21 protein-coding genes are annotated in these 19815 nt (G+C 67.7%); 13 read left to right on the top strand and 8 right to left on the bottom strand.

Annotation, left to right across the window (positions count from 1 at the left end):
- From FV242_RS26245 to FV242_RS26235, 3 genes are all read right to left on the bottom strand, one after another.
- Positions 1 to 604: PhnA-like protein (locus FV242_RS26245; protein WP_147910254.1), on the bottom strand; the 604-nt coding region annotated here is incomplete at its 3' end.
- Positions 605 to 650: 46 nt separating this feature from the next.
- Positions 651 to 1019, bottom strand: a complete 369-nt coding sequence (locus FV242_RS26240; protein ID WP_147910253.1) for a CsbD family protein — start codon at positions 1017 to 1019, stop codon at positions 651 to 653.
- A 72-nt stretch (positions 1020 to 1091) separates the two neighbouring features.
- Entirely contained in the window at positions 1092 to 1250 is a 159-nt protein-coding gene (locus tag FV242_RS26235; protein ID WP_147910252.1) for a CsbD family protein, read from the bottom strand.
- A gap of 543 nt (positions 1251 to 1793) precedes the next feature.
- On the opposite strand from FV242_RS26235, the gene FV242_RS26230 reads away from it, so the two are divergent.
- From FV242_RS26230 to FV242_RS26210, 5 genes are all read left to right on the top strand, one after another.
- Positions 1794 to 2087 (top strand): hypothetical protein, encoded by a 294-nt coding sequence (locus FV242_RS26230; protein ID WP_147940971.1) that lies wholly within the window; start codon positions 1794 to 1796, stop codon positions 2085 to 2087.
- Entirely contained in the window at positions 2084 to 2314 is a 231-nt protein-coding gene (locus FV242_RS26225; RefSeq protein WP_147940970.1) for a hypothetical protein, read from the top strand. The genes FV242_RS26230 and FV242_RS26225 overlap by 4 nt, the downstream gene beginning before the upstream one ends.
- Before the next feature lie 152 nt (positions 2315 to 2466).
- On the top strand, positions 2467 to 3429 hold the full coding sequence (gene tal, locus FV242_RS26220) for a transaldolase (RefSeq protein ID WP_147940969.1): 963 nt from the start codon (positions 2467 to 2469) through the stop codon (positions 3427 to 3429).
- 134 nt (positions 3430 to 3563) lie between these two features.
- Positions 3564 to 3812 (top strand): hypothetical protein, encoded by a 249-nt coding sequence (locus tag FV242_RS26215; RefSeq protein ID WP_147910248.1) that lies wholly within the window; start codon positions 3564 to 3566, stop codon positions 3810 to 3812.
- Between the two features lie 141 nt (positions 3813 to 3953).
- Positions 3954 to 4190 carry a hypothetical protein gene (locus tag FV242_RS26210; RefSeq protein ID WP_147856405.1) on the top strand — a complete coding sequence of 79 codons (237 nt, stop codon included), beginning with the start codon at positions 3954 to 3956 and terminating at the stop codon, positions 4188 to 4190.
- Between the two features lie 126 nt (positions 4191 to 4316).
- Here FV242_RS26210 and FV242_RS34805 read toward each other — a convergent pair whose 3' ends face one another.
- The 4 genes from FV242_RS34805 to FV242_RS26200 all read right to left on the bottom strand — a co-directional run bounded on the left by FV242_RS34805 (position 4317) and on the right by FV242_RS26200 (position 6026).
- Positions 4317 to 4457 (bottom strand): hypothetical protein, encoded by a 141-nt coding sequence (locus FV242_RS34805; protein ID WP_187193454.1) that lies wholly within the window; start codon positions 4455 to 4457, stop codon positions 4317 to 4319.
- Complete coding sequence (locus FV242_RS26205; RefSeq protein ID WP_147940968.1) at positions 4457 to 4690, bottom strand: hypothetical protein; 234 nt, start codon at positions 4688 to 4690, stop codon at positions 4457 to 4459. The genes FV242_RS34805 and FV242_RS26205 overlap by 1 nt, the downstream gene beginning before the upstream one ends.
- A 137-nt stretch (positions 4691 to 4827) precedes the next feature.
- Positions 4828 to 4986, bottom strand: coding sequence for a hypothetical protein (locus FV242_RS34800; RefSeq protein WP_187278570.1), 159 nt, complete (start codon positions 4984 to 4986; stop codon positions 4828 to 4830).
- Between the two features lie 176 nt (positions 4987 to 5162).
- A complete protein-coding gene (locus FV242_RS26200) occupies positions 5163 to 6026 on the bottom strand; it encodes a class II aldolase/adducin family protein (protein WP_147940967.1) in 864 nt (287 codons plus the stop codon).
- 217 nt (positions 6027 to 6243) lie between these two features.
- Between FV242_RS26200 and FV242_RS26195 the strand changes: the two genes are divergently transcribed.
- Positions 6244 to 7149: a LysR substrate-binding domain-containing protein gene (locus tag FV242_RS26195; protein ID WP_147910245.1), complete on the top strand. Its 906-nt coding sequence runs from the start codon at positions 6244 to 6246 to the stop codon at positions 7147 to 7149.
- A 179-nt stretch (positions 7150 to 7328) separates the two neighbouring features.
- Positions 7329 to 8705 (top strand): NAD(P)H-dependent oxidoreductase, encoded by a 1377-nt coding sequence (locus FV242_RS26190; RefSeq protein WP_147940966.1) that lies wholly within the window; start codon positions 7329 to 7331, stop codon positions 8703 to 8705.
- A gap of 416 nt (positions 8706 to 9121) precedes the next feature.
- Here FV242_RS26190 and FV242_RS26185 read toward each other — a convergent pair whose 3' ends face one another.
- Positions 9122 to 10486: an amidohydrolase family protein gene (locus FV242_RS26185; protein ID WP_147940965.1), complete on the bottom strand. Its 1365-nt coding sequence runs from the start codon at positions 10484 to 10486 to the stop codon at positions 9122 to 9124.
- A 178-nt stretch (positions 10487 to 10664) separates the two neighbouring features.
- Here FV242_RS26185 and FV242_RS26180 point away from each other — a divergent pair, with 178 nt between their 5' ends.
- The 6 genes from FV242_RS26180 to FV242_RS26155 all read left to right on the top strand — a co-directional run bounded on the left by FV242_RS26180 (position 10665) and on the right by FV242_RS26155 (position 19507).
- On the top strand, positions 10665 to 11624 hold the full coding sequence (locus FV242_RS26180) for a TAXI family TRAP transporter solute-binding subunit (protein ID WP_147940964.1): 960 nt from the start codon (positions 10665 to 10667) through the stop codon (positions 11622 to 11624).
- A 95-nt stretch (positions 11625 to 11719) separates the two neighbouring features.
- Positions 11720 to 12859: a peptidyl-alpha-hydroxyglycine alpha-amidating lyase family protein gene (locus tag FV242_RS26175; protein ID WP_147940963.1), complete on the top strand. Its 1140-nt coding sequence runs from the start codon at positions 11720 to 11722 to the stop codon at positions 12857 to 12859.
- 564 nt (positions 12860 to 13423) lie between these two features.
- Entirely contained in the window at positions 13424 to 16621 is a 3198-nt protein-coding gene (locus FV242_RS26170) for an efflux RND transporter permease subunit (protein ID WP_147940962.1), read from the top strand.
- Between the two features lie 13 nt (positions 16622 to 16634).
- On the top strand, positions 16635 to 17906 hold the full coding sequence (locus FV242_RS26165) for an efflux RND transporter periplasmic adaptor subunit (protein WP_147940961.1): 1272 nt from the start codon (positions 16635 to 16637) through the stop codon (positions 17904 to 17906).
- A 343-nt stretch (positions 17907 to 18249) separates the two neighbouring features.
- Complete coding sequence (locus tag FV242_RS26160; RefSeq protein WP_246692885.1) at positions 18250 to 19125, top strand: ImmA/IrrE family metallo-endopeptidase; 876 nt, start codon at positions 18250 to 18252, stop codon at positions 19123 to 19125.
- Between the two features lie 130 nt (positions 19126 to 19255).
- Positions 19256 to 19507, top strand: a complete 252-nt coding sequence (locus tag FV242_RS26155) for a hypothetical protein (protein WP_147940959.1) — start codon at positions 19256 to 19258, stop codon at positions 19505 to 19507.
- The last annotated feature ends 308 nt before the right edge of the window (positions 19508 to 19815 follow it).

Here is a 19815-nt window from a genome sequence, read left to right as displayed (position 1 = left end):
CCTTCACGGCGGCGACGGCGGCGTCACGGGCGGCCTGCGGGTCCTGGCCGGCGGCCTGCTGGCGGACCGTGCTCTCGATCCCGTCGAGCGGGTTCGTGATCTTGGACAGCGACGGCGCGGCGGCCTGAGCCGCCGTCTGCACGGTGCCGCCGACGAGCGAGCCGGCCCCGCCCAGGGTGCTGGTCACGCCGCTGAACGCGCCGCCAACGATGCCGCCGACCGCCGAGGTCAGCAGGTACAGCACCACCAGGGTGGTCACCGCCCAGGACACCAGACCGTGCAGGCCCGCCGTCCCCGCGAGCGGCCTGCCGGACAGGCGCCCGGCGATGGCGCCGCCGATCAGCGAGGCGACGATGCCCGAGGCGACGAACCAGACGCCCGCGCCGATCGAGGCGGTCGAGGCGGCCGGGTTGTCGGCGGCCACGGGGCCGAAGGACGAGAGCCCCACGCCGGCGCCGACCAGGTTGAGGATCACCTGGGTGACCAGGGCCGTGGTGGCGCCGGCGAAGATCGCGCCCCAGGAGACCTGGTTGAGCAGGACGGCGCGGGTATCGGCCTGTGCCTGGCTGGCGAGGGGTGGAACGGTGGTCTGGATCGTGGTCACGCTGCTACTCCGGGTCGTCGGTCGTCGTTGAAGTGAGATCTGCGGTTCAGTCGCGGCTGGCGCTGACGAGGAGGCCGAGGCCGAAGCCGACCAGGCCGGCGACCAGCAGGGAGGCGAGCGGGTACTCGGCGACCTGATGGCTCACCTCGCGGGTTCCCCGGCGCAGGTAGTGGCCGCCGCGCTCGTAGGCGTCCTCGGCGTAGTCGGCGGCGTCGTCGGCGTAGGTGGAGGCTTGGCCGGCAGCCTGTCGCACCGTGTCCTTGGCCTGGCCGTAGAGGTTCTCGGCCTGCCCGCTCGCTTCGCGGAACCGGCCTTCGACCGAGTCGCTCTTCGAGCCGGTGAGGTCGCCGACCGCGCTCTGCACCTTGCCGCCGAGATCCTTGGCGGCGCCCGTGATCCTGTCGATGTCGACCATGTCGTTCTCCGGTGATGGGTTGGTGTGTTTCGGGGGATGGCGCCCGCGAGGAGCGCCGGTTGGAAACCTGTGTCAGTCGGTGCCCGGCTCGGCCTGTTTCGGAGGCCGGGCCGCACGCTTCTGCCGGCGGCCCTCTGCCTCAACCTGGGTATCGCCGGTGAGCTTGCCGATGGCCTCCTTGACCGAGGCCTTGAGATGCTCGGGGGACAGTATCTTCGCTCGGTTGGCCATGGGCGCCCTGCTGCGTTCGAGATGACCCGGGACCAACCACCAGATGCGCTTCGTAACGGCGCAATCAATGGTATAAATATACTGCTCCTGCGAAAGTATTCCCTCTGATTTTTGCGATGGCCGGTCGAGCCGGCACTACGAAATGGCGCGTCAGCACGATCGGTTGACCGGCGATGCCTGTTGCGCGATCCGTTCCGCTCCCGCATGGTCTCCCTGCCCTATCGGCAGCGGGGCGCAAACGGGTTGCGCACAAGCAGGTTCCCTCACCTGCGTTGTTTTCACTGGTATGCCTGCATCACTGACGCAGTTGTTATCGACCAGGGCCAATGTCCGGCGTGCTGCAGTCCGATGCATCGGATCGGCTCCGAGGCCGGCCCGATCCCCCGATGGGGGGTGCCGCGGCCCTCCACTGCCGGACGTCACCGCCGGGCCCGAACAGGCCGGACCACCCCGGGCGGTGCATAAAGCCACAGGGGCGGACCCATCCGGCGGGCGGCCTGTTGCTAACCGCCGGCCGCATCGGCGGGTCAACGAGGTTCAGAAATGGCAGAACAACTCTCCGGTCAGGACGGCCGGCAGGGCAAGCGCGGCAAACCTGCGCTGTATGTCTTGATCGTCAGCGTGGCGCTCATGGCCGCGGCGCTCGCCGGGCTGATGACCTGGCAGGGCGCCAGTTCCCCGCCCGATTACGCCAGCAAGAGCCAGGACGCCTCGCGCAAGCAGATCACCGGCAGCGAGAACGGCACGGGCGGCACGGCCTCGCCGTCCAACAGCAGCGCGGTTCCGGGCGGCAACCCGTCCTATCCCCAGCCGACGACCCGCAGCGCCAATCCGTGACCCGGCACGACCACCGGTGCGCGGCGGAGATCTGCCGCGAGCAGGGTTGGGGCGTCGGGACCTGCCTGATCGGCGACGCCGGCTACGGCCCGACGGTGATCCGGATCACGGCGTTGGGCGACACGGTCATGCTGGCCAAGATCGTCAGCCACGGCCGCATGGCCGTGGCCTACCACGAGGCACAGGCGTGGTCCCTGTCACTGCGCGACTGGCGGGCGGTCGGCTGATCCCGGTCCGGTGTGGTAAGAAGCGCGCCGGGACGGGAGCGGTATCGCACCGGCGGCGGCGACGCGTACCCCGCCGGACGATGCGCGCCAGGGCCCTTCGGCCGCGAGCCCCGGTCCGCGACCGTCGGCTGTGCCAAACGACGAGGTGAACGATGACATCGCTGCTCGATCAACTCCGCACCATGACCGTGGTGGTCGCCGATACCGGCGACATCGGCGCCATCGAGACGCTCAAGCCGATCGATTGCACCACCAACCCGTCGCTGTTGCTTAAGGCCGCCGGCATGGAGGGCCTCGCCCCGATCGTCGACGAGGCGGTGGCCTGGGGCAAGGCGCAGGGCGGCGAGACCGAGGATGTCGTCCAAGCGGTGGCCGACCGGCTCGCCGTATCGGTGGGCGTCGCGTTGACCAAGCTGGTGCCGGGGCGCGTCTCCACCGAGGTCGACGCCAACCTCTCGTTCAACACCGAGCGGACGCTGGAGAAGGCCCGGGCGATCATCCGCGCCTACGACGAGCGCGGCGTCTCGCGCGACCGGGTGCTGATCAAGATCGCCTCGACCTGGGAGGGGATCCAGGCGGCCGGCGTGCTCCAGCGCGAGGGCGTCGACTGCAACCTGACCCTGCTGTTCTCGCTGGTCCAGGCCATGGCCTGCGCGGATGCCGGCGTGTTCCTGATCTCGCCCTTCGTCGGGCGGATCACCGATTGGTACGCCAAGGCCGAGGGGAAGACCTTCACGGCCGCGGAGGATCCGGGCGTCCAGTCGGTGCGGGCGATCTACGCCGCCTACAAGGCGCGCGGGATCAAGACCGTCGTGATGGGTGCCTCGTTCCGCACCATCGGCCAGATCCAGGCGCTCGCGGGCTGCGACCGGCTGACCATTTCGCCGAAGCTGCTGGAGGAGCTGGCCGCGACGGAGGGCGATCTCCCCCGCGCCCTGTCGCCCGAATCCTATGGCGAGCCGCCCGAGGTGCCGGCGACGGACGAATTCTCGTTCCGCTGGGAGATGAACGAGAGCGCCATGGCCACGGAAAAGCTCGCCGAGGGCATCCGGCAGTTCGGCAGCGACCTGCGCGCGCTCCACACCCTCATCCGCGAACGGCTGGCGCGGGGGTGATCTGAACGCGGATCCAACATGGTGCGGTGCGGCCCGGCCCGTAACGCGGGTCGGACCCGCGTCCCGCCGGTGGATCGTTCAAGGTGACAGCCGAGTTTAGTCCCCGCCGCATCGGTCGCGGTTCGGAGTGAGCCGTGTACAATCCTTTCTTCTCGTGGATGATGCTGGCGATCGAAGCCCAGCGTGTGGTCGAACTGCGCCTCGTCCGCCTCGCCTGGGGCGGCAGCGAGGGGATGGCCGAGGCACACTCCATGGTGACCGAGAAGGTGGAGGCCGCAGGCGAGGCCATGACGACGCTCATGCTCGGCGGCTCGCCCGAGACGGTCATCGCACGCTACCGCGAGCACGTCGCCTCGAACACCAAGCGTCTGACCGCGGCCTGACGGTCCGGCGACCGCCGTCACTGCCCCATGCGGGCTGGGCGGCAGGCCCCGATCGGGGTACCTCTTCTCTCGCCGAGGCGCGATATCGCCCCCGGCGACGGCCGCCTGACGTGCGGCCCAGGACGGATCTGAACGCCTGCCATGATCGAGCCGAACCAAACCGCCTTCATCGTGAAGGTCGCCCGCCGGGACGAGGACACCCCGGACTGCCTGCTGACGGTGTTCTACGCCGTGATCGCGGACGATCCCGACAGCGGGGTCAAGATCGTGCGGGAGGCCGTGAAGGATGGGGCCGAGGTCACGCTGACTGAGGTGCGCCTTTCGCAGGCGACCGCACAGGCCATCGACCTGCGCCCGGGCTACGCGCGCGCTCTCTGACCGGAATTCGGCTTCCACGCCCATCCGTGTTGAGGGGCGAAATCGGATGGGCGTGGAAGGCCAGCAATTGGCTGGTGCAATGGGCGTAGAGCGACAGGGTTAACGGTTTCTTACCGCCGCGCCCGCTCAGGAATGCGGTGCGATCCAGCCGAGGACCGACGCGCAGCGCTCGGCCTGGAGGCGGGTTAACCCGGAGGCGACCGCCGCGCCGTTGCGGTAGACCACGAAGGTGCCGTCGTCGGTCGCGCGGATCTTGATCGACGCCATCACGCGTCTCCGCCGACGAACGCCTGAAGCTGCGTCAACCCGCTCGCGGTGATCTGCCAGGTCGCGAGCCCGTCGCCGACCGCGATCCGCTCCAGGTGGCCGACACTCTCGAGGGCCGTGAGCCGGCTGTGATCGCCGGGCCAGGATGCGTTCGGCTTTCGCTCAATGGAGATCCGAGAGTTGCCGGAACCGGCGGCCTTATTGAGCAGGCGGCGCTCGTGATTGACCAGCATTGGCACTCCTGGGCAGTTCCAATCGGGACGCATTACTTACGTACAAGCTGGCCTATATGGCCAAGCTTGGCAACCCCATGCCCTGAAAAGCCCATGCTCTGAAGACCCCGCGCATCGGTCCGGTTCATCGCCCCGGATCAGGATGCCAGCGCCAGGTCCGCCCCGGCGAAGCCCAGCCCGGCCAGGAACAGGCAGCCGCCCATCCTTTCGAGCAAGGCGCGGTATTGCGGCGCCCACAGGGATGCGGCGACCAGGCCCGTGCCGGCCGCCACGCAGAACACGCCCAATCCCATCATGCCGGCCTCCCGGTCGAACCGCGCCGCGGAGACGACCGCTCCCGAACCCGAAAGGTTGCGGCCCCTATGGGTTGTCGACAGGCAAATCTTGCGTCGCCGGCGGAGGGGCCGGCCCTGCGGACGGCCCTTTCGGAAAGCGGCGACCCGTTCGCGGCCGGCTTCGTACCGGCGCGACCTCACGCGAACATGTCGGGCTGCGTCGCGGCGATGTGGCTGTAGAGGGTCTGGAAGTGCAGCCAGCCGATATAGTCGCTGCCGACATGCTCGCGGCTGTAGCGGGCGGTCTTCTCCGACAGGAGCTGCGGCTTGATCCCGGTCGCCTCGATCAGGAGTTGCTGCTTGCAGGCCCGCTCCAGGGCGATGAACCAGAACGCCGCGTCGTCGATGCTGTGGCGGCTGCAGGTGAGCAGGCCGTGGTTCTGGTGCAGCACCCCACGGTTGCGGCCGATCTGCTGGGCCACCGAGAGGCCGCTCGCCTTCTCGACCGCGACCGCCCCGGCCGAGGCGCCGATCACCGCGTGGCTGTCGTAGAAGGCAGCCGCATCCTGGCTGATCATGTCCAGCGGCCGGCCCGTGGCGCACCAGGCGGTGCCGTAGGTCGTGTGCGCGTGGCACATCGCCATCACGTCGGGGTGCTCGTCGTGCACGGCGGCGTGGAGCACGAAGCCGGCGCGGTTGATCGCGTAGCGTCCTTCGACCACGTCGCCCTTGTGGTCGGCCAGGATCAGGTTCGACATCCGCACCTGCGAGAAGTGCACGCACATCGGGTTGGTCCAGTACAAGTCCGGGCGCTCGGGATCGCGGATCGTGAGGTGCCCGGCGAAGCCGTAATCGAACCCGTGCATCGCGAAGGCCCGGCAGGCCGCCACGAGGTGCTGCTTGCGGTATTCCCGTGCCTCGGCGTGGTTGGCGAACTGGGGGATCTCCGGGAAGATCAGGCCTGCCTGCTCGGGCTGGTAGATCGAGGTCCGCTTGCGGCCGGCGCTGTCGGGGGGCAGGTCGATGGCGACATCGCTGTCGTGGGCGTGGTCGTCGAGCATGGCGTGTCCTCTCGTCGGGTGATGCGGGAATGCGGACCGTCCGCGTCCAGCCCGGCGCGGGGCCATGCCGAACGGCGGGGTATCCCCGGCCGCCCCGGCGCGTCTGGCTGTCGTCCCGGCCGTCTTCGCAGCCCGATCGGCACTATCGTGCCACCATCCGTCGTTGACAAACGACGATTTTTCACGGTTTCCGTGAATCCATTTCACGGATTGCAGCATGCGGCAGATCCCGAGCTTTCCGGCGCTGCGGGCCTTCGAGGCGGCCGCGCGTCTCGGCAGCTTCGCCCGGGCGAGCGAGGAACTGCACCTGACGCCCTCGGCGGTGAGCCACCAGGTCCGCGCACTGGAGCGCATTCTCGGGCGCGCCCTGTTCCGGCGCGCCAACCGCCGGGCCATCCTGACCGCCGACGGCGAGCGCCTGTGTGCCGGCCTCGCGCGGGCCTTCGACTCCATCGAGGCGCTCTGCGCCGAGCTGAGCCCGCCGTCGCCCTCGTCGCTGGCGGTGCATTGCACGCCGAGCTTCGCGGCGAAGTGGCTCGGGCCCCGGCTGCCCTCCTTCGTGGCGGCGCATCCCGGCATCGGCATCCGCCTCTCCAGCGGCGCCGAGCCGGTCGATCTCGCCCGACACGAAGAGATCGACATCCTGATCGCCTATGGCAGCCCCCCGACCGGCCCGGGATTGACGGTCGAGGCGCTCGGCCGGGAAGAGATCGCGGCCCTGTGCACGCCGGATCTCGCCCGGGCGCTCGGTCCGGTCGAGGCCGCGACGGTCGCGCGCATCCCCCGGCTGGACTCGTCGTTCAGCCCGGTGCGCTGGCCGGACTGGTTCGCCCTCAACGGCCTGCCGGCGCCGGCCTCGGCGCCCGGGGCGGCGTTCGATCGCGGCGCCCTGGTGATCTCCGCCGCGGTCCAGGGGCTCGGGGTGGCGCTGGAGAGCCTGCGGTTCGCCCAGGCCGAACTCGGCGCCGCGCAGCTGGTGCGGCTCGGCGAAGGCCGCCTGAAGAGCCTGTACCGGGACCTCCACTTCATCTGCACCCGTGCCCGGGACCGGGATCTGGAGAAGATCCGGGCGTTCCGCCGATGGCTCCTCGAGCGGGAGCACGAGAGCCGCGTCGCCGGCTAGGCTGTGCCACCTGGCGGCAACGTCCCTTCGTCGCCGCATGGGCCAGGGTCGCGGCATGGGCAGGTGCACCGCATGGGCAGGTGCGGAAGCGCATGATAATGCCGAACCGGCAAGACCCCACAAACGCGGCGGGCACGCGCGGAGAGGTCCGACCGACCGCGAAACGCCGGGAGAGCGCCATGTCCCTGTTCGCCAAGCTGCAGCGTCGCGCCGACGAGGGCCGCCCCGTCCGCGTCGGCCTGATCGGCGCCGGCAAGTTCGGCTCGATGTACTTGTCCCAGGCGCCCCGGACGCCCGGCATCCACCTGATCGCCGTGGCCGACCTGTCGCCGGACAGGGCGCGCCAGGCCCTGCGCCGGGTGGGCTGGGACGAGGCCCGCTTCGCGGCCCCGACCCTGGAGGAGGCCGCGCGGACCGGGGCGACCTGCGTCGGCGACGACGCCGACGCCCTGATCGCCAGCCCGTTCCTGGACATCGTGATCGACGCCACCGGCAGCCCGGCCGCCGGCATCCGCCACGCCCTTAAGGCCTGCGAACACCGCAAGCACATCGTGATGGTCAACGTCGAGGCCGACGTGCTCGCCGGCCCGCTCCTGGCCCGCCGCGCCGCGGAGGCCGGTGTGATCTACTCCATGGCCTCGGGGGACCAGCCGGCGCTCATCGCCGAGCTGGTCGACTGGGCGCGCACGATCGGCCTGGAGGTGGTCTGCGCCGGCAAGGGCACGAAGTACCTGCCGGCCTACCACGCCTCCACCCCCGACACGGTCTGGGGGCATTACGGCTTCAGCGCCGAGCAGGTCGCCGGCGGCGATTTCAACGCGCAGATGTTCAACGCCTTCCTGGACGGGACCAAGTCGGCCCTGGAGATGGCCGCGGTGGCCAATGCCTGCGGGCTGACCCCGCCGCGCGACGGCCTGGCCTTCCCGGCCTGCGGGGTCGACGACCTGCCCACGCTCCTGCGTCCGGTGGCCGATGGCGGGATCCTGACCGCGCGCGGCACCGTCGAGGTGGTGTCGTCGCTGGAGCGCGATGGGCGCCCGGTGTTCCGCGACCTGCGCTGGGGCGTCTTCGCGGTGTTCGAGGCGCCGAGCCGCTACGTGCAGGAATGCTTCGCGCAATACGGGCTGAAGACCGACGCCAGCGGCCGCTACGCCGCCACCTACAAGCCCTACCACCTGATCGGCCTGGAACTCGGGATCTCGGTGGCGTCCATCGCGGTGCGCGGCGAAGCCACCGGCGCCACCGGGGCTTGGCGCGGGGACGTGGCGGCCATCGCCAAGCGCGCCCTGAAGGCCGGCGAGCGCCTCGACGGCGAGGGCGGCTTCACGGTCTACGGCACGCTGATGCCGACGGCCGATTCCCTACGGGAGGACGCCCTGCCGATCGGTCTGGCGCACAACCTCGTCCTGACCAACGACATCCCGGCCGGCCATCCGGTCCGCTGGAGCGACGTGGCCTACGATGCGAGCCATCAGGCCATCCGCATCCGGCGCGAGATGGAAGCCGTGTTCCGCGCCGAGCTGGGCCTGGCGTCACCCGCACAACAGGTCGCTTGACCGACAGATAGGCCCGGCCGCTCCGGCGCGGCTGGGCGTCTGAGGATCGCACGGACACGGGATCGCGCTGACGTTCCCTGTCAGGCACTACGCCAGATCCTGAGGGTGGTTGGTTGTCTGCGACGGGAAAGGGCTAGGCCCTGCATCCGTCCAATACTTCGTAGGAATGGCGCGCCAGTCTGAATAAAAGTGCGAACACCTATGTCATTGAGGTGGCGAGATAATTTTTAAGGCCCGGCGGCAACCCGGCACGTCACTGTCAGAGTGAGATCTCACCAACCCGAAACGCTTCCCCCGAAACCGGACGTTCCGCAATGCGCCCAACCCGGCCATTCGGCGAGCCCGAGACGCATCTCCGAAGCGGACGTTATAAGATGTGAGCTCCCCCGCCGGTCTAGCGCAAAATCAGAGGGCCCTCAGCGCGATCTCGATGATGCGACGTCTTGCTGACGACCTGCTTGCCATACCTCGACGATGCGGGAGCTGTTGGCGATGTCCTCGGACGGGTCCGCGGCTAGGATGACGAGATCCGCGCGGCGGTTAGCTTCCAGGCTGCCGCGATCGGTTAGATCGAGAAGTTCCGCCGCCCGCGACGTCGCGGTGATCAGAGCCTTCATGGGTGTGAAGCCCGCCTGTACCATCAGCGTCAACTCGCGGTGCTCCGCCACGCCTGGTATGCGCTCGGGTGCCGCGCCGCTGTCCGTCCCGAACCCGATCCGCACGCCGGCGTCGTCAAGACGCTTCAGGTTGGCAAGGTTCACAGCTAGAGAGTCGCGAGCGGCCTGTGCTTTGGCGCTCGTGCGCGTCTCGCGTTGCCAGGTGGGATCCTCGAAAAGGGCCTTGAGCTCAGGCGCGAGCGCCGTTTGGACGAAGGAGTTCTGCGCCCAAGCCGGTGCGTCAGCGTAGGCGAAAGTCGCCTCATCCAGGGCGAGTGTCGCGATGTACCAAGTGTTGCGCGCCTTCAGCAGCGCGATGAAATCCGCATCGACTGGCTTGTCACGCACCCCATGCGCCAGCACATCCACGCCGGCGTTGGTGACCGCACGCGCGTCCTCCAAGTCGTGTACGTGCGCAGCGACCCGCAAACCAAGCCGATGTGCCTCGTCGATCACGGCCGCGTAGATCACTGGCTGCATCTTGGCCGGCACGGACCCGCCGAAGTCGTCGAGCCATAGCTTCACCATGTCGGTGCCGCGCGCCTTCATCGCACGGACCGCCTCGCGACCCTCATCAGCGTTCGCAGGGCGGAAAAGCTGATCCGCGCTCACGCGGATCATCGCCTGTGGTGGTCCTCCATTGGGTACGCCAATACCGCGATCGACGCCGAACAGATCCGCGCCGGGGATCCGTCCCGCGTGGTCCTCGGCACGGATCTCGGGCATGATCGCGCCGTTGAGCCCAAGCGCCATCACCGTAGTCACACCCCGGGCCGTATAGGCCTTGAGCTGGGCGAGGATGTTCTCGCGCGTGTAATTCTGGGCGCCCACCTCAACGCCCTGCACGATGCCGACATGGGAGTGGTCGGAGATCAGCCCCGGCATGATCGTGCGGCCGCGCTGCTCCCGGACCTCAGCATCGGACGGCACCGTGACCGCGGATTTTGGACCTGCTGCGACGATGCGGTCGCCGTCGACGATCAGCACCGCATCCTCGATAGGCTGGGCCGATCGACCGTCGATCAGCCGCACTCCCGTGAAGGCCAACGGTTTTGCGACGGCACTTCCGACGCAAATCAGGCTCATGGCAGTCCCCACAGCCGGCAGAAGCGCGTCCCATCGCATCGCACATTCCTCCCGATCCACCGCAAGACATTGGCGGTCGCTATGTTTGGCGTGCGACCTCAGATCCTGCGTATGTTTCAAGCGTCGATGTGAGGGCTTTCCGGCGCGGTTGTCGAGGTGTGTCGTTCAGCTCAAGCGTCGCTGGTCTGTGACAAACATCGCGGTAAGGGAGATCATGATGCGGCGGCGTGAACTGCTCCTGGGCATGGCGAGCCTCGCCTCGACCTCGTCCGCACGGGCTCAACAGCCTGACTCTGTTCTTCATCTAACTCTGGGGACCGCCACGCCAGGCGGTTCTTTCCCCGCCTTCGGTCGCGCACTGATCGCAGCGGTCCATGAGATCGACCCAGGTGTGATAATCGGGCCGAGGATCACGAAGGGCTCGACGGAGAACCTGACCCTGCTCAAATCGGCTGAGCTCGATCTTGCCCTTGTGCAGGGCGAGTACGCCTACGAGGCTCTATCTCGCCAGAGTGCCGACGGCGGTGGCTTGAAGGTTGTGGCCCCCATCGATGCCTCGCCCGGCATGTTTGTGGTCCGAGCCGCCAGTCCGGTTCAAAGCATCCCGGATCTGCGCGGTCGTGCCGTCGCGCTCGGCACGCGCGGCTCCGGCTTTACGATCATGGGTCGAACCGTGCTCCAGGGCTCTGGAATCGATCCTGACCACGACATTACGCCGATCCTTCTCGACGATGCCGGCGACGGCGCCACACAGGTTCTCGACGGCCGCGCAGCGGCCTTGTGGGGTGCGAGTCTCGGCTGGCCGGGCTTCAAGACCCTCGCGGATGCGCCGGGTGGCGCCCGCTTCTTCGGCCCGCGCCCGGAAGCGGTCCCCAAGATCCTGACGATTCGGGCCTCAATGCGCCGCCTGACTGTTCCGCCCGGCTCCTTCCGCGGACAGGACGCGGCGATCGCGACCGTCGGGTCTTGGAGCTTCATCCTAGGCCGGCCAGGGCTTGATGACGCCTATGTCACGCGCCTCGTGCGGGCGATCGATCGCGGCCGGAACACTTTGGCCCGGCTCTATCCTCAGGGCAGCGAGAGCGACCCGCGCAACCTGGTCTCGAACGTACCGACCACATGGCTGCATCCGGCGACTGCGGCGTATCTCCGTGAGGTCGGGGCCAATCTCGAGTGATAAGCGAGCGACGACTTTTAGGCTGCGGCGTTTCGAGCTAAGCCGGTGCGGCCAAACTCGGCGTTTGAACCGACTGGCCCGTGAGGAAGCCCGAGATGATCCGCTCGCTGTGCGTTGCCGTGGCGACGCTCGCCCTGACGCTGCCCGCCGTACGCGCCGACGAGATCAAGTCGGGTGAAGCACCTGCTTCCTCCGTAACGACATCCTCGGCACCCGCGACGCAGGTCCCCGAAATCGCGTTCGACTCGGTCCCAGACTTCCTGAAGCTGCCGCCGGACATCAATTTCGGCGAGGTGGCGGGCATCGCCCTGAACTCGAAGGGCCATATTTTCATCCTGTCACGCGGGGCGACACAAGGGCCGGCCTACGGCGCCGCCGCCGCCCAGCTCCTGGAGTTCAATCCGGACGGCACCTTCATCCGGGAGATCGGCCACGGCCTTTACGCTTGGTCCTACGCCCACGTCGTGCGCGTCGATCGCGAGGACAACATCTGGGTCATGGACAAGGGCTCGGACATGGTGGTGAAGTTCACCCCAGAGGGCCGCGTCGCCATGGTCTGGGGGCGTAAGACCGAGGCTGCCGACGATACTGCGGAGCCTTGGAAGCACCCCACGCCGCCGCTGCCGCCTGTGCAGGGCCAATTCCGGCAGGTCACCGATGTGGCCTGGGACAAGGCGGGCAACGCCTACATCAGCGACGGCTACATCAACTCGCGCATTGCCAAGATCGACAAGGACGGCAACTGGGTTGATTCGTACGGCAGCTATGGCACCGAGCCGGGTCAGTTTCGCACCCTGCATTCCATCGCCGCGGACGCGAATGACAACATCTACATCGCCGATCGTGGCAATGCCCGCATCCAGGTGATGGATACCGCTGGCCACATTCAGCGGATCATAAAGATCGAGGTGCCGTTCGATTATGACAAGGCGCGCGCCATCATCCGCGGCAAGCCGGCAAGGGACCGCACCACGGTCGATCTGTTCACGCCGGGCGCGCCCTGGGCTTTGTGCATCACGCCCGGGCCCAAACAAGTGCTTTTCGTCGCCGACGCCTTCCCGGGGCGGATCTACAAGCTGTCTCTCGACGGCAAGGTGCTGGGCGTGCTTGGCGAGACGGGCAAACAGCTCAAGCAGTTCGGCTGGATCCACGAGATCGCCTGCCCGTCCGAGAACGAGATCTATGTCGGCGAACTGCTGAACTGGCGCCCGCAAAAGCTGGTGCTACACCCGTGATTGTGCAGGCGTTCGCTTCGCGCCCACCTGAGACGTTCAAAATCTTCGCCTCAGTGCCTTGAAGCGGGGCCCGGCCGGATCAAGCTGTCCCCGTAGCGCGAACTGCGTTCACCGTCTGAAAATAGCGGTCAAGCCGCATAGGCCAATGAAGGTCCGCATGGTCTCGTTCGGGATCGCGACGTGTATCGCATCGAACGATAGGCCGCCGGCCCGGCACCCGTGTCGTCCGAGAACAGTCGCGAATTGGGAGCGCGAATGGGCCAGCTCCATCACGCCATCATCGAAGCGGAAGCAAAGTTCGCCGCAGCGGTAGTCCAGTTCATCACGGCGCGTTGAGCGCTCGGCGAGCGGTTCAAGCCCGCACGGCAAGCTATTCCCGCCGTCGATGACGACAAAAAATGCTGCACCGACCTTAGATGGAGAATTGTATCTCCATGTTTCTGGTCGTCTCGCATGAACGAACTCATCAAATTGCCGCACTGGCCCGATGAATGCATAATACGATATGCTGCTGTACGTAGCCGTCGAGCCCCCCGTCCAGATTGATCGAGGCGAATTTAAGGTATGGCGGCGATTGTCCGACTGGCCCTGTTGCGGCCCTACACCTTCGTCGTGATGTCGATCCTGATCCTAATCTTCGGGGTCATGGCGATCGTGCGCACCCCGACCGACATCTTCCCCCGTATCGGCATACCGGTGATCAGCGTCGTCTGGCAGTACACCGGGTTGCAGCCCGACGACATGGCGGGGCGCATCGTCTCTGTGTTCGAGCGCTCGCTGACCACCACGGTCAACGATATCGAGCACACCGAGTCGCAATCGGTCCCGGGCTACGGGATCGTGAAAATTTACTTCCAGCCAGGTGTCGACATCACTGCGGCGCAGGCGCAGGTCACCTCTATCTCTCAGACGCAGCTCAAGCAGCTGCCGCCGGGCGTCACGCCGCCCCTGATGCTCGCCTACAACGCGTCGAGCGTGCCGATCATCCAGCTCGCCCTGTCCAGCGACAGCCTCTCGCAGACAGCGCTCAACGACCTCGCGCAGAACTTCATCCGGCCTCAGCTCACCACGATCCCCGGGGCGCAGCTGCCCTACGCCTACGGCGGCGCCGCGCGCCAGGTGCAGATCGATCTCGACCAGTCAGCGCTGCACGCCCACGGCCTGTCGGCGGCCGACGTCGGCGCAGCCTTGGCCCGGCAGAACCTGATCAACCCGGTAGGCACCCAGAAGATCGGGACCTTCGAGTGGATCGTCGACCTCAACGACTCACCCAAGACCATCGAGGCGTTCAACGACCTGCCGGTCAAGGTCGTGGACGGCGCCGTGGTTTTCATGCGCGACGTCGCCCACGTGCGCAACGGCTCGCCGCCCCAGACCAACGTCGTCCAGCTTGACGGCAAAAAGGGCGTGCTGATGTCGATCCTCAAGATCGGCAACGCCTCGACCTTGGACATCATCGCCGACGTCAAGGCGCGCCTGCCCGCCATCCAGGCGGGGCTGCCGACGGGCGTCGACCTCAAGTACGTGGCCGACCAGTCGGGCTTCGTGCGCGAGTCCGTGGTGGCGGTGGTGCGCGAAGGGGTCATCGCCGCGGCGCTGACAGGCCTGATGATCCTGGTCTTTCTGGGCAGCTGGCGCTCGACCCTGATCATCACCGTGTCGATCCCGCTCGCCGTGCTGTGCTCGCTGATCGCGCTCTCGGCGCTCGGGCAGACCATCAACGTGATGACGCTTGGCGGGCTCGCCCTGGCGGTCGGCATCCTCGTGGATGACGCCACCGTGACCATCGAGAACATCAATCGACACATGGAGGAGTTCGGCGAGGACATCGTCACCGCGATCACCCGCGGGGCGCAGGAGATCATGCCGCCGGCCACCGTCGCCCTGTTTTGCATCTGCATCGCCTTCGTGCCGCTTCTGGCGCTTGGCGGCGTGGCGGGCTTCCTGTTCCGGCCGCTGGCGATGGCGGTGGTGTTCGCGATGATCGCGTCCTACGCGCTTACCTACACCCTGGTGCCGACGCTGGCGCGCTACCTGCTGACCGAGCACGCCCACGGACAGGATCTGGCCGGCAAGCCCAGCGTCTTCGCCCGGTTTCAGCGCGGCTTCGAGCGCCGCTTCGAGGCCCTGCGGCAGGCCTATCTCGGGCTGCTCGGCTTGGCGCTGTCGCGCCGGAAGTCCTTCGCGGTCGGCTTCCTCGCGGTAGTCGGCCTGTCGTTCGGCCTCGTCCCCTATCTCGGGCGGGACTTCTTTCCGGACGTGGATGCGGGGGCGCTACGCATCCACCTGCGGGCTCCCACGGGCACGCGCATCGAGGAGATGACGGCGTTGACCGGGCGGGTCGAGGGAAGGCTGCGCGCGCTGATCCCACCGGGACGCGTGGCCAGCGTTGTCAACAACATCGGCCTTCCGATCAGCGGCATCAACATTTCCTACGGCAACAGCGGCACCATCGGTACCTTCGACGCCGACATGCTTGTGACCCTCGACGAGGCCGGAGGCGGCGGCGAGGGCGGCCCATCGACCGCGGCCCTGACCCGGCAGCTGCGCGAGCGTCTGCCGCAGGATTTTCCAGGCGTGACCTTCGCTTTCCTGCCCGCCGACATCGTCAGCCAGATCCTGAACTTCGGCTCCCCCGCTGCGCTGGATGTGCAGGTCGCCAGCCGCGACGTGGCGGGGGGCCGCGCCTACGCCAACACGCTCATGGCCCGGGTTCGCCGCGTGGCCGGGGTGGCGGACGCGCGCATCCAGGAGCAGGCGCGCAACCCCGCGCTGCGGGTCGATTTCGACCGCGCGCTCGCCGGGGTCGTCGGCCTGACCGAGGGCGACGCGGCCGCGAGCCTCCAAGCGACGCTGTCGGGCAGTACGCAGACCGCCCCGACCTACTGGCTCGACCCGCGCAACGGCGTGTCCTACCCGGTCTCTGTCCAGACGCCGCAATATTCGATCGACACGCTGGGCGCGCTCAACAACCTGCCGATCACCGCCGCCCGCTCGGAGCAGCTCCTGGGGGGCTTGGCGACGATCCACCCGGAGCCGCTCAGCGCGGTGGCGACCGACTACAACATCGCCCCCACCGTCAACATCCTGGCCACGACGCAGGACCGTGATCTCGGCGGCGTCACCGCGGACATCCAGCGGGCGATTGACGAGACGCGGGCCGACCTGCCGAAGGGGGCGACCGTCACAGTGCGCGGGCAGGCGGTGACCATGGCGCAAGCCTACCAGCAACTGCTCGTGGGCCTCGCCTTCGCGATCGTGCTCATCTACCTGCTCATCGTCGTCAACTTTCAGTCCTGGGTCGACCCGTTCGTCATCGTGACGGCGCTGCCGGCGGCGCTCGCCGGCATCGTGTGGATGCTGTTCGCCACGCACACCCACGTCTCGGTGCCAGCGCTGACGGGGGCGATCATGTGCATGGGTGTGGCGACCGCCAACTCGATTCTGGTCATCAGCTTCGCCCGTGAGCAGCTCGACGCGGGACGCACGGCGATCGAGGCTGCCCTGGCGGCCGGGGCGACGCGTCTGCGGCCTGTGATGATGACCGCGCTGGCGATGATGATCGGCATGGCGCCGATGGCGATCGAGCCGGGTCAGAACGCGCCGCTCGGCCGCGCCGTGATCGGCGGACTGCTGTTCGCCACGCTTGCGACTTTGTTCTTCGTGCCGGTGGTGTTCGGCATCGTGCATGGGCGGCCCCGCCGCGCCGGGGCCCGGCGCGAAGACGCTTCCCCCCAAGCTCTCTCATCCCCATCAGCCTAACCCCAGATCCCGCATGCACCCCACCCAACACGTCAAATCCGAGGACGCCGCGCACGCGGGCGCCGAGCCAGCTGTCGCGTCGCCTCGCCCCCCATCGGGGCGCCGGGTCAGCCTGCTGCTGGCGGGCGTGGCAATCGGCGCCGCGGCGCTCGCCTGGGTCGGCATCAACGACCGGGCGAAGGGGATGCAGGAGGTCGAGAGCTGGACCGAACAGCAAGCAGTGCCCACCGTCCGTATAGTGCACGCGCGGCGCGGGCCCATGGACGAGGACCTGACCTTGCCCGGGTCGCTGAGCGCCTTCTACACCGGTACACTGTATGCCCGCGCCAGCGGCTACGTCACGGCCTGGCATCGGGATATTGGCGCCCGCGTGCGCAAGGACGAGGTCCTGGCCGAGATCTCGGCGCCCGACCTCGACCAGCAACTCGCCGAGGCGCGCGCCACCCTCGTTCAGCTCCAGGCCGCGGTCGACCAAGCTCAAGCGAACGCCGATCTCAGCGCGGCCACCAACAAACGCACCGCCCGCCTGGTAACGCAGGGCTGGTCGAGCGAGGAACGCGGCGACACCGACCGCTTCACCGCGGCCTCGCGTACGGCGGCCCTATCGGTGGCCAAGGCGAACATCGTCGCCCAGCAGGCAAATGTCGGGCGTCTGGAGGAACTGACACGGTTCAAGGAGGTCCGAGCACCCTTCGATGGGGTCGTGACCGCGCGCAACGTCGATATCGGCGACCTGCTCACCGCGGGGGGAACCTCGGGTCGGCCGCTCTATCGGGTCTCGGACCTCCACCGGGTGCGTGCCTACGTGAACGTGCCGCAGGCCTTCCTCGCCGTGATGAGGCCGGGGCTGAAGGCTTCCTTGCACGTGCCGGGGCAGGAGGCATCGTTCGACGCAGAGGTGACCTCGACCGCGAACGCCATCGCGGAAGACTCCCGCAAGGGTCTCGTGGAGCTCCAGGCTGACAACCCGGAAGGCAAACTCTGGCTGGGGGCGTTCGTGGAGGTGCGGTTCCACGTGCCTTCAGACCCGGGGACGCTGCGCGTGGCCGCCACCGCGCTGGTTTTCGACCGCAACGGCACGCAGGTGGCGCAGGTGGGCGACGACCACCGGGTCGCGCTCAAGCCTGTGACGCTCGGGCGGAACCTCGGCAACGAGGTCGAGGTGCGCGCCGGCGTGGGCATTGCCGATCGGCTGATCGACAACCCTCAGGAGTTCCTGGCCAGCGGAGACGTCGTCCGCGTCGCTGGAGAGGAGGCTGCGCTGCGCACCGCCTCAGCGAACTGACGATCGCCCCCCGCGGCCGACGTTCCCGGCCCCCGCGCGGTGCAACTCTACCCGCTATCGCGATTGGAACAGGCTGTCGTGCCGCCGGACCGCACGGCGCTTCCACTGGCCGCCGGCGGCCACGTAATGGCAGTTGGCCGCGGCTGTCTGCTTTGCCGTCTCGAACGCGCTGAACCTGCCGGACGGCTTCCGGCCAGATTACGCCATGCTGGATCGCCGATGGGTTCAAAACCGGTCCTTCGGCTTACCGCCTGCACGAACTCCCTGTAGTCCCGTCCTGGGATCGCGGGTGGGTAGCGGCCTGTAGGGACGGGATGGGGCTGCGCGGATGCCGATCAGCAGGATGGACCTCGTAGACTCGGCCTCGCCGGAGGCACTCGTCAAACGCATCCTACAGGCTGAGCTGAACCTTTCGGTGCCCGTGCCGATCCAAGACCTGTGCGCGCGCCTTGGTATTCTCGGGATAGAGGACCTCGACACCGACGAGTTCGAGGGTGGCCTCGTTACCGACGCGAAGCGGTCCGAAGGCACCATCCTCGTCAAGCGTGGGGGCGAACCGCGTCGCCGCTTCACCATCGCGCATGAGCTCGCCCACTTCCTGATGGCGCACCACGTCCCGGATCAATCCGGCCGGTTCATGTGCAAGAGCTCTGACCTTCTCCGCGTCACAGCGAAGGAGGGTGATCAGCGGCAGCGCAGGGAGGTCGAGGCCAATCGCTTCGCCACTCTCATGTTGATGCCCCCGCACCTGTTGCGGGGAGCCATGGCGGCCTTTCGCGAGCCCAATCTGCAGCACGTTCTCATGCTCGCGCGCGACTTCGCGGTCGGCAAGGAGGCGGCGGCTCGGGCCTACGTGCAATACCAACCCGAGAGGATCGCCATCGTCGTGGCGGGCAATGGCCGGGTGCAGCGGTGCTACCGCAGCCTCTCCTTTCCGGCCATCATCTCCCCGGTCGGCAGCCCGGTCCCGACAGGCTCGCTCTATCACAGTGGTCCACATCAGCCGAACATCGCGAGCGACATCGCCGCGTGTAGTTCCGATCTCTGGATCGACGTGAAGCGCGACCTCCGCGCGCCGTCCCTCTACGAGCAGGTGTACCTTCAGCAGAACAACTTTGCGATGATCCTCCTGCGTCTGGAAGCTGTCCCGGAGGAGAGCGCGGAGGAACGCAGGCTGGATGAGGGCTGGCGTCACCGTTTCCACTCGGGGCGACGGTAGGCAAGACACAGCCCTGATGGAACAGCCCCGACGGCTATAGCCTACTGCTTCGTCAGAGTGAGCGGTACCGCCTTCCCGAGGCTGATCCGGCGCACTCCTCAGGTCGGCATAGGAGCAATGAGGGTCGTGAATGGCGGGAACTGACGACTATCTTCGGTTGGTCCTCAATCTGGCTGCGGAAGAGGCAGCGTTCCTCGACCCGACCGGTCGCGCCGAGGACGCCGAGATGAACGCTATGGGCACCGCGTCTGTAACGTCTCCTGCGGTGTCGCTGATGATCACGAACCGTCAGCGAGCGGCGCTTCGTGAGCTTGGCTTTTCCGAAGAATCCATACGGCAGATGACGCCCGTCGAGGCGCATGGGAAGCTTGGATTGGCCTAGCTGTCGTCACCTGAACGCGGATCAGGCGGCTGCCGGCGGCGGCGATGGTGTCGTCGCGAAATGGGCGGTTGTCACAGCGGGGCTGAGGTACAGCTCGCCGGTCGTGGATAAGGCCGTTTGTGTGTAGAACCGGGCCACTCGAACCTCTCAAGTTTCAAACACTTGCACGGTGCACGAAGCGGTAATTACCCACCCCCTTGCGCGGGTTGGGTTTCGCTGATTCCCTCGTGGGATGGTTCGTACCGATCTTGAGCGGCTGAGCCGCGAGGAGTTGATCGAACTGGTGCTGCGGCTGCAGCGTCCGGATA

The sequence above is a fragment of the Methylobacterium sp. WL64 genome, from assembly GCF_008039945.1.
Lineage (GTDB): Bacteria > Pseudomonadota > Alphaproteobacteria > Rhizobiales > Beijerinckiaceae > Methylobacterium.
Note: the sequence above shows the minus strand (reverse complement) of the source record. Positions and strands in the feature narration are given on the sequence as shown.